Annotated in this window: 14 protein-coding genes; 2 read left to right on the top strand and 12 right to left on the bottom strand. The window is 44.7% G+C overall.

Annotated features, from left to right (window positions below):
* From ACUVJL_RS25695 to cas3, 10 genes are all read right to left on the bottom strand, one after another.
* A partial coding sequence (locus ACUVJL_RS25695; protein ID WP_445248428.1) for a hypothetical protein occupies window positions 1-247 on the bottom strand: 247 nt, incomplete at its 3' end.
* A gap of 44 nt (window positions 248-291) precedes the next feature.
* Window positions 292-564 carry a CRISPR-associated endonuclease Cas2 gene (cas2, locus tag ACUVJL_RS25690; protein WP_445248427.1) on the bottom strand — a complete coding sequence of 91 codons (273 nt, stop codon included), beginning with the start codon at window positions 562-564 and terminating at the stop codon, window positions 292-294.
* A gap of 16 nt (window positions 565-580) precedes the next feature.
* A complete protein-coding gene (cas1d, locus tag ACUVJL_RS25685; RefSeq protein ID WP_445248426.1) occupies window positions 581-1585 on the bottom strand; it encodes a type I-D CRISPR-associated endonuclease Cas1d in 1005 nt (334 codons plus the stop codon).
* 22 nt (window positions 1586-1607) lie between these two features.
* A complete protein-coding gene (gene cas4, locus ACUVJL_RS25680; protein WP_445248425.1) occupies window positions 1608-2201 on the bottom strand; it encodes a CRISPR-associated protein Cas4 in 594 nt (197 codons plus the stop codon).
* Between the two features lie 292 nt (window positions 2202-2493).
* Window positions 2494-3324 carry a CRISPR-associated endoribonuclease Cas6 gene (cas6, locus tag ACUVJL_RS25675; protein ID WP_445248424.1) on the bottom strand — a complete coding sequence of 277 codons (831 nt, stop codon included), beginning with the start codon at window positions 3322-3324 and terminating at the stop codon, window positions 2494-2496.
* Between the two features lie 91 nt (window positions 3325-3415).
* Window positions 3416-4123 (bottom strand): type I-D CRISPR-associated protein Cas5/Csc1, encoded by a 708-nt coding sequence (gene cas5d, locus ACUVJL_RS25670; protein ID WP_445248423.1) that lies wholly within the window; start codon window positions 4121-4123, stop codon window positions 3416-3418.
* 5 nt (window positions 4124-4128) lie between these two features.
* A complete protein-coding gene (cas7d, locus tag ACUVJL_RS25665; RefSeq protein ID WP_445248422.1) occupies window positions 4129-5142 on the bottom strand; it encodes a type I-D CRISPR-associated protein Cas7/Csc2 in 1014 nt (337 codons plus the stop codon).
* A 69-nt stretch (window positions 5143-5211) separates the two neighbouring features.
* The gene (gene cas10d / locus ACUVJL_RS25660; protein WP_445248421.1) at window positions 5212-8583 is read right to left on the bottom strand and encodes a type I-D CRISPR-associated protein Cas10d/Csc3; all 3372 of its coding nucleotides are present in this window, start codon (window positions 8581-8583) and stop codon (window positions 5212-5214) included.
* Between the two features lie 129 nt (window positions 8584-8712).
* Window positions 8713-8964 carry a hypothetical protein gene (locus tag ACUVJL_RS25655; protein WP_445248420.1) on the bottom strand — a complete coding sequence of 84 codons (252 nt, stop codon included), beginning with the start codon at window positions 8962-8964 and terminating at the stop codon, window positions 8713-8715.
* Window positions 8965-9368: 404 nt separating this feature from the next.
* Window positions 9369-11549, bottom strand: coding sequence for a type I-D CRISPR-associated helicase Cas3' (gene cas3 / locus ACUVJL_RS25650; RefSeq protein WP_445248419.1), 2181 nt, complete (start codon window positions 11547-11549; stop codon window positions 9369-9371).
* 97 nt (window positions 11550-11646) lie between these two features.
* Here cas3 and ACUVJL_RS25645 point away from each other — a divergent pair, with 97 nt between their 5' ends.
* Window positions 11647-12513, top strand: coding sequence for a WYL domain-containing protein (locus tag ACUVJL_RS25645; RefSeq protein WP_445248418.1), 867 nt, complete (start codon window positions 11647-11649; stop codon window positions 12511-12513).
* Window positions 12514-12904: 391 nt separating this feature from the next.
* On the opposite strand, the gene ACUVJL_RS25640 is transcribed toward ACUVJL_RS25645, so the two are convergent.
* Window positions 12905-13120, bottom strand: coding sequence for a hypothetical protein (locus ACUVJL_RS25640; protein ID WP_445248417.1), 216 nt, complete (start codon window positions 13118-13120; stop codon window positions 12905-12907).
* Window positions 13121-13381: 261 nt separating this feature from the next.
* On the opposite strand from ACUVJL_RS25640, the gene grxC reads away from it, so the two are divergent.
* On the top strand, window positions 13382-13696 hold the full coding sequence (gene grxC, locus ACUVJL_RS25635; protein ID WP_445248416.1) for a glutaredoxin 3: 315 nt from the start codon (window positions 13382-13384) through the stop codon (window positions 13694-13696).
* Here grxC and ACUVJL_RS25630 read toward each other — a convergent pair.
* Window positions 13693-13845 carry a hypothetical protein gene (locus tag ACUVJL_RS25630; protein WP_445248415.1) on the bottom strand — a complete coding sequence of 51 codons (153 nt, stop codon included), beginning with the start codon at window positions 13843-13845 and terminating at the stop codon, window positions 13693-13695. The genes grxC and ACUVJL_RS25630 overlap by 4 nt on opposite strands.
* Window positions 13846-14021 lie beyond the last annotated feature (176 nt).

Genomic DNA, 14021 nt, shown 5'->3' with positions numbered 1-14021 from the left:
GTTTCAATCCCTGATAGGGTTTTAGGTTTTTTCCGGCCGCCGGGGTCTGGGAGGCTTGAAATATAAGGTTTTCAAGGTTCAGTTGCGTCTGAATGCAATCAATATACCATTTGAGCGATCGCCCTGTCAAGGGAGCAAAATCCAAATAGACCTCAAACTCTTTCCCAGTAAGCCTTACAGCATTTGCGTCTGACCCCCATGAGGTACAAACCACTGCAAACCCAGTCCTAGTAAAGCTTTCAGCCATTAAAATTCACCCCCTCCCTTCAACACCTATAGCCAGACGCAAAATCAAACCATAAAGATCGTAGTATCCAGCGGTGCCCGGCCACCAATCCGCTCTATCTTCCCCTGACAGCAAGCACACAAAAAGTGAAACAGAATACTATCCTCATCCGACTTAATCACCCTACTCAGACGTTGGCGCATCCGAGCATACTGGGTATCCGTCACGTCGCAATGAAACACCGAATACTGCTTCCATTCCCCATAAGACTTGAGAATTTTGTGAATCTTAGTGCGGCGCTTGTCCTCAGAAATATCATAGCAAACCAAAACAAACATAACTCGATCGCCCTCCCTATTTCAAAATCAAAGGTGGATACTTATCAACATCACCCATCAAATACTTAGCCATCAGCCGCCCTTGAATTTCAAACGCTTCTTGATAAGTACACAACTTTCCCATCACTGGATGCTTGAACTTTGACTGTTTCTTTTGCTCGTAAAGTCGCAAAAAATTGTGCAGCCCTTCTTTTGTCAAAGAAACCGCCCCGCTCAACGGTTCTGCCGTAAAATCATTAGGGGAAACTTTCTGCAAATTTATCGCCGTCAACACTACAGCATCAACTACCAAAGGTCGAAATTCTTCCATCAAATCCAGTGCTAAGGAAGGACGGCCATAGCGCTCAAAATGCAAATATCCCAAATACGGATCGAACCCCACAATATTCACCGCACTTTGAACATCGTGCCGCAGCAGAGAATATCCCAAACTTAATAGAGAATTTACCGCGTCAGTAGGCGGACGGCGGCGCCGAACTTCAAAGCTAAATTCCGGCACCCGAATCAGCCGATTGAAGCAGCCAAAATAAGTCGCACTACCCGCCCCCTCCAATCCTCGCAGAGAATTAATACTCGAAGTTTTCTCAATAGAGACGATGACTTGTTTCAATTGTGCGATCGGTTTTTCCAAATCCTGGGGAGAATATTTGCGCTGACATTCTAACAAAGTATTGCGGTAATTCTTGAGCTTTCCCCGTACAAACCCTCTCACTAAATGTACCGATTTTTCCGATTCCCCAGCCGCTTGCCACTGAGCTTTTCGCACAAAAATATTTTTCGTCATTTCCGGTTCCAACCTCCCCAAATAACGTCCGTTTACCGTCAAAAAACTCAAAGGAATGTGACGTTCCAAAAGTTCGACAACCACAGCCGGCGAAACAGTGGCGCGTCCCAAAGCAACAACCCCATCAATTTTGATTAATGGCACGTCCAACAAATTTTTTTTGTCAGCTTTAACCGTCAGACGTTCGTCTACTTTGCCGATAAAAGCATCTTCTTGAGTAATATAAACTGTTCCCATTGTCAATTCTCCTATTTGCAGGTTAACTTGCTTCTTGATACCGCAGGACTTTCTCTGCAGCTTGCGGCAAACATTGCTGATAAAGGCTGCAACCTTGACAGCGTTTGCTATAATAAGCCGGAGGCATTTTGCCAGTTTGCAGTAAAATTTGGATAGCGTTGATAGTGGCGATCGTCTCTTGTCTCAACACCTCAGAAATCTCCACTAATTGGCGCTGATGCGATCGCGCGTAATACACATATCCAGTAGCAATATTTTTCCCCGTCATCTCCTCCAAACAAAGCGCTTGAGCGCAAACTTGCAACTCATCATTATCCCATTCCCCCTTTTGTCCTCGCTTATATTCCACCGGATAAATCTCACCCTCAGCCGACTCAATCAAATCCGATTTACCAATCAGTTTATAGCGCTCGGATTTCAGCCAAATCGCCCGCACCTGCCAAGTTTCATCCTGGTTAATCTCGCCCATCCTGTGAACGCGCTCGTGCAAACTCGTCCCATCAATGGTATACTGATTATCCGTAAATTCCCCCGCACAAAACATCCGCCAGCAGCGGTGAGCGCAATAGGAATACTGGTTAAGCGACGCAATAGAAATGTAATCAAAATCATTCATAACTTTGATGGTTTGTTACTCGTTACCAGGCTGAGCCTGGTAACACAGATCCGGAGGCTCTGCCTCCAATTTTCCTCCGTGAGCCAGCGAGCCAGAGCCTCTGGATATCGGTTCCCAGGCAGAGCCTAGGAACCAGTTATTCCTCGTTACCAGGCTGAGCCTGGTAACACAGATCCGGAGGCTCTGCCTCCAATTTTCCTCCGTGAGCCAGCGAGGCAGAGCCTCTGGATATCGTTCCCAGGCAGAGCCTAGGAACCAGTTAAAACGAGTTAAATTGCATTGCTGCATTCGGTTATTTTTTAACAACTATTCGCCTAGTCATTCCCATCCCCATCGGAGTTTTCCTCCCCACCCCGCAGTAAACAGCAAAATCAGCCAAAGCATTAACTTGCTTAATCACTAAAGGCTCCACATCTCCCAAAATCCGATAACTAACCTCCCCAACTATGCCGACAAAATTGCTTTCATAGTTAGTCAACTTTTCACTTCGGATATTGACAAATGTCGAAAAAAGTGCATCAAAGGAAAGATCGGGAATTGCGATCGGGCTGTACTTATTCCACCGACTGAGGAGACTATTAAAAACGCAATCTCTAGTAGGAATCACCGAATCGAATTTCCCTTGCCTAAAAGTAGTAGGAGTCGCAAAACTGAAAGCAATTAAGCGGTTAGTTTCCGAAGCTTGTTCGTAAAGTTGAGAGTAAGTACAAGCATTAGCCCAAGGTTGATCTAATTGAGCAGTACCGAGGATATTCGCAATCAGCAAATCCGCCGGGCCAAGGTGCCACGGCTTCGAGGGATTGAGATTCAGCCAAAGATTCGTTAACTTGCCAAAGAAAGTGTCATCAAGGAGAGTAATCCGCCACCAACAGAGAGAGTGTGCTGGAATCGGTTCTGTGTGTTCCCATTGCAGGAAATGGTGTTTTTTGAAAGGGCATTTTTTAGTTTGCAAAGGGCTGAGGGTGAAGGATTTTTGGGCGGTGGCTTCGTGGAGGTAATCGCCGAGTTTTTTGTCAACGGAGCTCACGAGGGTGAGAAAGAGGGCGTGTAGGTGTCTTCCCGTGAGGTATCCGGGGGGAATTGGGGCCAGGGGAAGGATGTTGAGGACTAGGCTGTGTGGCATAATTGGTTAATGGTTAATGCTTAAAATTGGTTTAATTTTTATCGTTCCCAGGTAGAAACTGGGAACGCATTTCTAGAGGCTCTGCCTCCTATTAATCGGCCCGAAAGCGGTATTCCATACACGCCGGAATTTTGAGTTTGTCAAACTCGTAATATCGTCCTAGCATTTTGACATTTTGGATGAGGCTAACTGGGGGCATATTAACCACATCGTAGCTAATCACTTGATGGGAAAACATCACATCTAAAGGGTTGAGAAGATAGGGAAAGATGAAGTCTGTTTCTGAGGGCGATCGCTTCACTTCTTTCTGTTCTACAATTTCGACGGCTGCTTTGCTCATCCACTTTCCCAAACGTATCCACTTTGCCAGTTTGAGAGACTTATCTGAGATTATGAAAAACTCAAATTTGCTTTCCGGCGCAATTTCTTTTGTTCTGCCAAAACTCGGGATATTTTTCTGAGTTTTCTCCATTTCAACGTGATAGTTGTTGTTGGCATATTTCCAAGTGTTGAGAGTAGAGGAGTGAGAAATAGATCGCCCCGGAGTAACATAAATTCCCTGTTGGTTGAGCGCGGTTAAATGCTGCTCGTATTTAGGAACTTGTTCGGGACAGAAATAGCGATAGGAATCTTCTTCAGAAACGGTGGTGGAATAGATTTCGCTATCCACCAAACCGAGGGCGTAACAAAGCGCGTAATTGTGAATTACCGACTCAGTTTCGTAAAGTCTCCCTATCTCGCGAGTTGCAAAATAAAGGCTATCGTGCAACTCAATTTGACAGCGGTAAATCAAAGTCATTATTTTTACTCCGCTGCTGCTGTAGCTCCTGCTTTACCCTTGATATGCTTCTTCGCGTAAGCTTTAGCCTCATCATCAGCTTTTTTCAACATTTTTTTGAGTTCATCTTCATTGCCAATAATCGCTTTCACCTCTGTCACTAATGGCGTAAACTTATCCCCAATCAAGTCTTCATGCACGATAAATTCCTCAGACATTAATGTTTGGATAGTTGCGCTAGCAGCCATAATCACATCATCTTCATTGAGAGGGTTGTTGGAATTAAGTCGATCGTCAAGCTGCAATTTGTCGTAAATTGCTTGCGTCCAGCGGAGGTTACTGGTAATTTCGCCGTCGGCAAATATCACACCAATTAACTCATTTCTGACTCTACCTGTGCGGGTGGTTTGAGCGCCATAGTGCCGCGTTCTGAGAATGTTGTTGAAAACATACAAAAAACTAGCTTCTGTGGGGTCTTTCAGGGTGACAATGCTAGGAAAGAAAATCTGGGGTTTGATGTGGTCTTGCTGATTGATGCGACTGGTAACTTCGCCTGGTTTGGAACCTGCTTCACCCTTAGATGCCATTGTGCCATTCTCAAAGGGAGCATTGAGGGTAAAATTTTCGTGAGATTCATCAAAAGCGGTAATTGAAAATGCTGTGTCAACTACAACTTTTGATTTTTCTGAACCAGAGTCACCGATCGCAAATCCGTAGATAATACAATCAGGATTATTCATGGCAAACTTAACATTATATTCGCAATCTTCAGCGGTCATAAAACCGTAGTTACGCAGCAACTCGCGACCGACCAAACGTTCTGGTGTAGATTGCTTGCGCTTAAACATGGTCAGGCGGCTAATCGGATTTTGGTCTTTAATTCCTGCGCGAACTCGCGCTTTATTCAGTTCTCCGTCGGTCTGAAATAGGGGATAAGATTCCGTCACCCGCACAGTCAGGAAGTGTACATATTTACCCATTGGTTTGTAGGGGATGTTAGCGTGGAAAAATTTAGAGTCAACTGTTTTCAAGAAAGGCATGATTTGTGTCCTATGTAAAAATGTTAGTTTTGTAGTTGTCGTGTAGCCTGTCAAACAAAAAATTCAGCTTTAATTGTCAGCTTCTTCTTGTAAATCGTCAGGAGATTTGTCATCTCTATCACGATTGTCTTTGTCATTCTCTAAACGGTAAAGGAATTCGCAGGTATCTCGGATTAGATTGATTTGGCGACCTGCTAAACGAGCCCGATCGCCCGCAAATGATTTCTCAAATACCTCCTCAACAAAGTAGCGAGCAAACTCTAAAACTGCCTCTCGTTCTTTCTCTCGATTGCTGAAAATCCAGCGTCCTTCAGCAGTAGAAGAGTGAACGCGATCCATGAGCTTTGAAACTTCAGCAGCAACAGCCAATACTAAAGATTCACATTGAAAACTCCGATCGGCTTCAAGGATAGTTTTCGAGGCAATATCAATCGGTTTCAGGATAGCATTTGCCTTGGGATTGTATCGCTTATTTGCACGGTAAAATCTGCGATATAAATCCGTCAATTTTTGGGGGTGGTTTAAGCTTGATGCGGTTGTCACAGTCAATCGTTCCTCTTCATGATTATATTGGGCATAGGAGTCAAAACAAGGGTAAAAATGATAAGCATAAAGCTTGATTTTTTGAATTGACGCCGTTTCATTTTTCTGTTTCCGAACCCACTTATTTAGGTAGCTAAACACATAAAGCGGGCTGGTTTCAAAATCAGTGGCCAGTTCAGTTAATTTTCCCCAGTTGGAGTCATAACCGGACTTCCCTTGTTTTGCATTAACATCAAGGTGAATCGCATAAGCAGCAGTTAAAACATTCAAAGGTGCTGGATAAGATTTGCCGTTTTCTTCCCAACCTTCTAGGATGTAGTCGAGGCGAAAGCGATCGCGCTTCGTCAACACCCTAAAAGCTTGGGGTACACTGTCAAGAAATACGCTTTCTTCAAATTCTGCACCGTCGTTAAATGGTGGAATTGGCGACTCAGAAACTACGGTTTTGACATCCAGAATCATCGGGAAGGCAAAAGCTAACCAAGTTGGCATTACCCAAGATTCGGTATCAGTTGCATCTCGGCCGGGCGGAAGCGCCATGAAGTAAAATGTTAGGGGTTGGTCTTCGGGATAGGAAAGTTTGAAGGTGCGGTCTTTTCCTGGTTCGATGTTTTCATCGATTAGGAAACTATCGATGCTTTGGTAGCGTTCGCGCCCAAAATCGGCTTGTAAATCCTTGCTGATAAAATGATTGCGTATGCTGGTATCAAAGCGAGTTTGGAAAATGCTAGTGTAGGCTTTTTGCAGAAACTTATTTGTTTCTGGGGTGAAGTAATATGTGGGATAAAAATAGAGATAGCGATATTTGCCATCTTCAAATTTTTTGCCCACAGCTTGAGTTTGATTCATTAAAATTTGCCTCAGCATCATTTCCAAACCTGCAATACTAGAAATATTGCGTTTGGCGTTAGAACCTCCCAGCATTTGTTTGTTTGTGTAAACTTGAGGGGTGAACAAAACGGCTGATTCCATTTGTTCTGTTACCGTGTAAGCTGAATGGGAAATCGAACAGATTAACTGTCTTCCTCTACCCTGTTTCTTAGCGAGTTGATAGCGTTCCAATTCATCTAAAAATATCTCACCGGATGCTGTGTCCAATGGTGTATTTCCGGGTAACATGACAACCCGCGTTACCCACAGTCGCAAATCGTCCCAACCGTCGGGCAATTTGTACTGTGAAAGAATGGGTTTAATCATTTGGGAAATGTGGGCGATCGCCTGTTCGCAAACCTCCCGCACATCCTCAATGCCTGGGTGATGTTCTAGGTACTTTGCTGCTAAATAGTACCATTCGTAAGGAACGCCGCCTGTATTGCCTTTTAGTTTAAGTTCTTTGAGGCGTTCATTAATCCGTTGAATTTCTCTCAGGGCCGGCAGATAGTCGGACAGGTTCCAAAACTTAGCAATTTCATCGACAATATCTAGATGAGGTAGTGCGGGTAGTTTTTTGTCTTTCTTGCGTGCAGCTTCGATAGTATTAACCTGTTCTCCCCAAATCTTGCGACTCACTAAGTCACCTAGTTCAGCAATCTGGTCGATCCGAATATCGTCCTCAAAATTGAATTTATAATCAGCAGATAAAACATCCTGACGCTGAAATTTTATCAGATTATCGCTGCGACTTTTGGCGACAGAGTTTTTTCCTATTTTGAGAATGCGTAAAGTAGCATCAACAGCAACTAGCATCAACTCTGACGTATCAAAAAATAGGTTATAATACTCGGCATATTTCATGCCTTTACCATCTCTGCCAAATCCAGTTTGTCGCCGTTGCAATTGTCCGGCGCAGAGTTGTTTAATCTTGCTAACTACTCGTTCAGGCAAGTCTACAATTGAAATAGCAGGAGCATCCGATCGTGCTAGGTAAATTACACCTGTTGGTAAGTAAAGCAGTGGTTCGTAGTAGGTGCGGTCGTCGGTATTCAGCGCCGTATGCACTTCCATTAAAGCGTTATTGACGACGTTAGTAAGTACGCCTCTGTTTTCAGCGATGCTGTGATAAGTAAATTTTAATTGCCCGTCGCTGAGGCTGTGGATTAACTCGTTTAGTCTGGTATTTTCTGCATCTTGGGGATGTTTGATAATAGATGCTAGGGAATCTGCTAAACAGGTCAAGTCTGAGAGACTGCGGAGTGTGCGATCGCGCAACACTGGATTTAACCCAAATTCGGAAAAATTCCAGTTAGTATCCCAACGCCGCTGAGCGTTGTAAGCAAGGCAGAGCAAATCGTCAATGTATTCTCGATAAGCATCTGGATCGTCGGGATTGATGAAGCTATCTATTCCTAACTGTCGAACTTTTTCATCAATAATTTGACGGTGCTGTTCTAGCGGTAACTTGCGACAATCGTTGGGGACATCGGGAAATTTTTCAAAGTCGTGGAGAATAAAGCCAGCAATTACTAACCGCCGTTCTGATTCTCCCACCGATCGCCGCACGGTGGTATCGAGTTTTTCTAACCGCTGTTCAATTAAGTTAGCGGGAAATAATCCATTTAGCAGGTGAGTATTTAGGGACTGATCCGCTGCATTATGCCGTCGAACATTCTCTTTTCCTTGCTTTTTATCGAGTTCGTCAAAAAATTTGCCGCCTTTGGCTGTGACGCCAATGGCAACTCTCAGCAGATTTGGCAAGACATATTCTGCGAAGTCTGCCATGACGCGATCGCCTGGATTTTGGCTCTGAATGGCTTCTCGCAAGAGTTTGAGAGTTAGTAAGTCGCGAGTTTGAGGTTCGATTGTGCGATCGGAGGTTTGAAAGTTTGCCCCTAATTCTTCATCTTGCAACCAGTCATCATCTGGATCATCTAATTGTTCAGAGTTCAAATTAACTGGGATATCAAAATTTAATGAGAGTTGTTGGTACTCTTCGTCTGGTTTTTGACGTTTTTTAGCCATTTTATGCCTCTAGGGAGTCTATGAAAGAACTCACTTATCTTTTTTTTGACAAAAAAGCTCTACAGGCTCTGATGTAGTTACACTAATCCTGTAGAGCCTAACTATTGAAAATTCGCAAAGTGCTACTATCTAGCGCCTTTGAGATACCTTTTTAGAGCCTCGGAGGATTAGTAAAAAGTCATAGACTTCTGCTTTGACCTCCTCTGACTCAAACTCATTTCTGTCCAATGCAGTTTCTAATAAGTTCTGAACTTTTTCCAGCAACTCAAAGGGGTGGCGATTTCTCCCTCGAACTTTCTTTTTGTTTTCCAAAAAAGGTTTCCGGGAATAGGGAATAAATAGCAAAGGCCCTCCCTCACCAGAGCGTTTTGGCTTTGGCATTGTTAATGTCTCCTGTTTAGGTTTTACAGACTGGAAAGACTCACGGCTGCTGACTGCTAACAGCAGCAGAAGGGGGGCGTTATACCCCCACCCAAATAAAGTGACGCTAAAAACCGTTCTGTCTAGAGAACAAGAAGGGCTGCGATTACATATCTGTGTTCCTACTCGCGATCGTTGCTCACAGAGCCGCGAAGCTTTCCATGGTCTAAGTGTAAGCGATCTAAACATAGTTGTCATCCTTGCTATATTTATGTACTATGGTGTGGACAGGTAGAAAAAGCTTATTAATTTTTATTGATAGCTTAACACCCTATTAGGGATTGAAAAAATTCGCTGCGCTCCTAATGGCGTTCGTTCCTCTATCTTTCTACCTGACTTAACCCCCCCTATTAGGGCTTGAACTTCTACGCAATCCATATTTCATCCCCCTTGCTTTTGAGCCAGTGGGCCAGCGTATCTACCAACAGGGCCGACTGGCCAAAAGCTATAGAATAAGGTGCAGTCGTATCGTGGAAACTGTACCGATCGCAAATCGGATAAATTTGAAAGTGTACCGGCAGTCGCAGGCGCGATCGCACTTCAGCCACCGGATAGCGCAGCACATAACAAACCAATGCTTGCTTTTTCAAACGCTTGTTGATTTCCCCGATCCAATAATTCTCAGGTTGCACAACCTCAATCCCCGTCAAAACCTGAACTTTCCAAGCATCAGCATTTTCCTCTAATTTTCCCCAATAAGTAAATTTCCAATTCAGTCTTTCCTCCCGATAACTACGCAACTTCAAAAAAGCAAGACAGTGTTTAAATCGACCTTTAGCAATTGGTTGCCCAAGGCGTTCCGATGTCTCGTTCAACATTCGCATAAATGCAAATTCCGTCATCGGTTCGATTTCCAAGTTGCTCAAAATTCCTGGTAAATCGTAAGTTTTAAATTTGTCTGCCTCCTGGGAATCGGTTAAATCGCAAATGCCACATTGCAGGGGACTAGAACCTCGAAAACTGCTAGCATCCTCAACTATGGGATTTCCTGTCTTATTTCCCGATCGCTCTTGCCAGTCTTTACCCCACTGTTTAATATTACCTGCCACTTTCCCCAAGCTAGTTTTAAATACTTTTTGAGCAGCTTCCTGAAAAGCTTTCTGACTTGATGCGTACTGCTGTTTAATTGTCCTGTGCCCTAATTCCCAGCAAATTTGAACTGACTGCACCGCGCCCCAACGGGAGTAATATCCCTCAAAATTGTTTATTTGGCGGTAGTTTTCGCGAATTTGTTGATAGAAAAAAGGACGGTTATAAATTCCGCTAGACTCTAAAGTGGCAGTATCGCCTGCAAACAAGCGTTCAACTAAGAAATTAGGGATGAGTGCTATGGCTGTGAAATTTTTAAACTGAATAAATTCTCCATTGCGATCGCAGCCATCGTGTCGCCCCAACCTTCCCAATCTTTGGATGAAGTTGCCCGCATCGGCTGATTCAAAAATCAGCAAATTGATTTTGAAGTCTACCCCAACATCAATTGTGCTGGTACCGAGAACTAAGTCTGATGAGAGCGATCGCTCTTTTTCCGTTTTTCCCGACAACCCGGTATTTTCGCCCACAACTAAACCGTGAGGCGCGAACAATTCCCGAAAAAATGGTGTCAGCCGCTTGACGGCAGCAATTGAATTCAGGATAATAGCTCCTTTACTGCCGGGATTGTGTTTAAAGTGAGTCAGGATGAGATTTGCACTGTCTTTCAGCCAATTTTCAGAAGCTTTTGAAGTTGGTTCTAGGGAAATAAAAGTCAGCGTACTTTCCCTTAATATCTGCCGCCATGAGTCTGTTTTCAACTGTTCGATTTCAGCAGGGCGATCGGGAAACCGATATTTGCCTTCTTTTAAAGGATCGATACTTTGACAGCGAAACCCTGATGTTTCTAGTCTCTTAATTAATTGCTCGTCTGGAGTTGCTGACAAAAATACAAACTTTTTCCGGCGGTTTGTATTGCGAATTAATAACAGGGTGTTGATGACGCTGGCAATCTGAGGAGCCGCAAAAACATGAAATTCATCAAAAATGAATAGGTCAAAATCTTTGTCGATGCGACCCCACAGTTTATCGGGGCTATCTTCAGAGCTTAAATACGCTCCTCGGTGGAGATGGTGCAAGATATCCGGGTTAGTTAATAAAATCTCTGATTGACCTGTACGAGATGCGATCGCGGCTGATTTTCTCAGTTTTTCATTTTCTGCATAGATTTCTAATTCCGAGCCGCTGAGTCGCACAATGCGGGGTTGATGATCGGGCTGAAATTGTTCGATATAGCGCTTAATTTGAGTCTCCTGATCTCGCGCCAGTTCATTCGTCGGATATAGCGCCACTGCACAACAATTTGTCTGCAATGTTTCTAAAAAAGCGGCTAAACTTTTGCCATCGCTAGTGATAGCTGAGTTGATAATGACATCAATATTGGGGTTGCGAATTGCCTTTAAAGTTTCGGCTTGATGCCAAGAAAGAGTCCAACCTTCCGGTAATTTGACTTTCTTGGGAATTTCCGCAGCGGGACAGGAGTAAACGGATTTGAGGGTAATCTGGTAATCGGACATACGCTGAATCTGTGTCCGTAGAAAGTGGATATTCCTCATATTGACACCGACAATAGAGATAATCAAGCCTGTACAATGAGAAAGTGTCCGTATATTTATGAGTCGCAAAGGTCAATCGATCACCCTATCGGTTTCTGAACGAGATAAAGCCGAGTTGGAAGCCTTGGCCCAAGAATTCGGGAAGACGTGGGGCGATCGCCCGAACATATCCAAACTGATAGAAGCGATCGCCCGCCGCCAACTGACGATCGCCCCCAACCACGACTGGCCGGAAACCCGCATCCAAGCCCTAGACATCGCCCGACAGCAATTGCTCGACTTGGGCAAAATTGATGAAGCGCTGGCAATTGCCGAATTGTTGAGCTCGCGCAGCGAACTAACTCTCCCCTTCCGGGCCGAAATAGATCGGTTTTTGAGCAACCCTTTACCCGCTTGGCGGCAAAAAATCGATAACTTCATCCACAGACAGCAACCATTTCGCCTTTCCTATCGAGATGCAGCCGATCGCCTTTGGAGTTACACAGTCTTACACGCTCGGATTGTCCCTATTGAAAAGCGACAGTATTTAATGTGTCGCTGCGAAGAATCTGAGGGTAATCAAGACGTACCGGGACTCGAACACAACTGGACGCTGCTGCTCGATCGCATTGAAGATGCTGCGGTGATTTCGGTCGATCAACCTTGGCTGCCAGATTTAGCCCGGATTCCCGTAGAATTTCATTTATCCGGCAGACTTGCCTTTAACTACAGGCGCAAGCAGGAAGATGAGGAAGTCAGCGAACCAGAAGGGGAGCCGCCTATCAAGCGAGTGATTCGGAATATCTCAAATACCTTCTGGTTTTTTCGCGAAATCTCTCCTTACTGGGAAGATTGCGCGATTGTTGCCCCAGAGTCAGTGCGCGATCGATTCCAACAAAAACTGATTGCCCTCTGCAGCCTGTACAACCTGGAAATCCGCGATTAGAGGACACCGTGCCGTTTCCCTAGGGATATCGAGGACACCGTGCCGCTTCCCTAGGGAAATAATATCAATTCCGGCTGCACCGGAATTATTGTTGACTGTTGACTGTTGACTAATGACTAATGACTGATGACTAATGACTGATGACTAATGACTAATGACTGATGACTAATGACTACAGATTAGCCGTCCAACAAAAAGCAGCCCGTAACAGGCTGCCCATCGAAAAAACCGTTGTTGAGTTAGAGGATAAAACTTTAAATTGAATTGAAATTGCCACTGTTTCAAGTCTCTGCGACTCCCGCCGGGCGCTCGACTGCCAGTCACTTTCGCCATCTTTATCTTTATCTACCACTTAGTGACTTTGCCTTCAGAACAAAACTTCAAATTCCGATTAGAATGCTGCTGAAAGTTCGTTGACCATTTTCACTCGGCCTCTGAGCACCGACCGCAGCAAGCGGTTGACACAGCCTCTATCTTCATCATTCAGAGAGTCGTCGAAGGTGGCGGCCATCAAGCCGTAGCGATCGGCCAGAGTCAAAACGCCTGTGTCGGTTACAGAAGCGAGGATTTCAGATATAGCGCCGGGGAGGAGTTGTAGTGGAGTCATGGCAGTGCTGTTGAGTTCGATATATTAATCATTCCTTGTTTTCCCCAAGAAATCAGTGATATTAATGAGGTTCCAATGTGATTATGGTGCGTGTATGTAAGTGATCCGAGTCGAGTCAATGTGTGACGCGAATCACAACGCCACAGGTGGCGGCGGGCAATTCCATGCCGCGCCGATGTTTGGGTAGGAGGCGGGACTGACGGCGTTTAGCTAAAATGACGTTAATCTCTCAACCGTTCAATTTTTACCCCGGTAACGAAAATGCTTGATTTTCTCAATCCCATCTTGGGCCGCAAGCCCGATCGCATCAAAGCCAATGTTGAAATCTATACTTGGCAAACCTGTCCCTACTGCATCCGGGCAAAAACTTTGCTGTGGTGGAAAGGCGTAAATTTCACAGAATACAAAATTGATGGCGACGAAGCCGCTAGAAATGCAATGGCCCAACGCGCTAACGGACGCCGCAGCGTGCCCCAAATTTTTATTAACGATCGCCACGTCGGCGGCTGCGATGACATTAACAAACTTGATGCAGATGGAGAGTTAGATTCGCTGCTAGCTCAACCAGCAGTTTAAATTAATGTAGGTTGGGTGTCGTTCCACTTAGCGATACCTACACTCATTAGTTGGCGATCGCACCGGTGGTCAGAAACCGGGTTTTTTCGCGGGTGTACTTCGCCCGAACCCGCACGCGGGCTCCAAAAACCCGGTTTCTGAAAGTCCATGCGTCCTCGACTGAAAATTACGAACTTTTAGCAATTTTACCTCGCTCAGCGGGAATGCCCCCGCTATAATCTTTGATTTAGCGGCGGGATGAAAGCCAGGTTTATTTTGTCAGATATCGGACCAATGCTGAAAGCCAGGGAAGATATACTGACAAAATAAACAATCTCCTACATAA

The sequence above is a fragment of the Microcoleus sp. OTE_8_concoct_300 genome (assembly GCF_031383065.1).
In the GTDB taxonomy this organism is placed as follows: Bacteria; Cyanobacteriota; Cyanobacteriia; order Cyanobacteriales; family Microcoleaceae; genus Microcoleus.
Note: the sequence above shows the minus strand (reverse complement) of the source record. Positions and strands in the feature narration are given on the sequence as shown.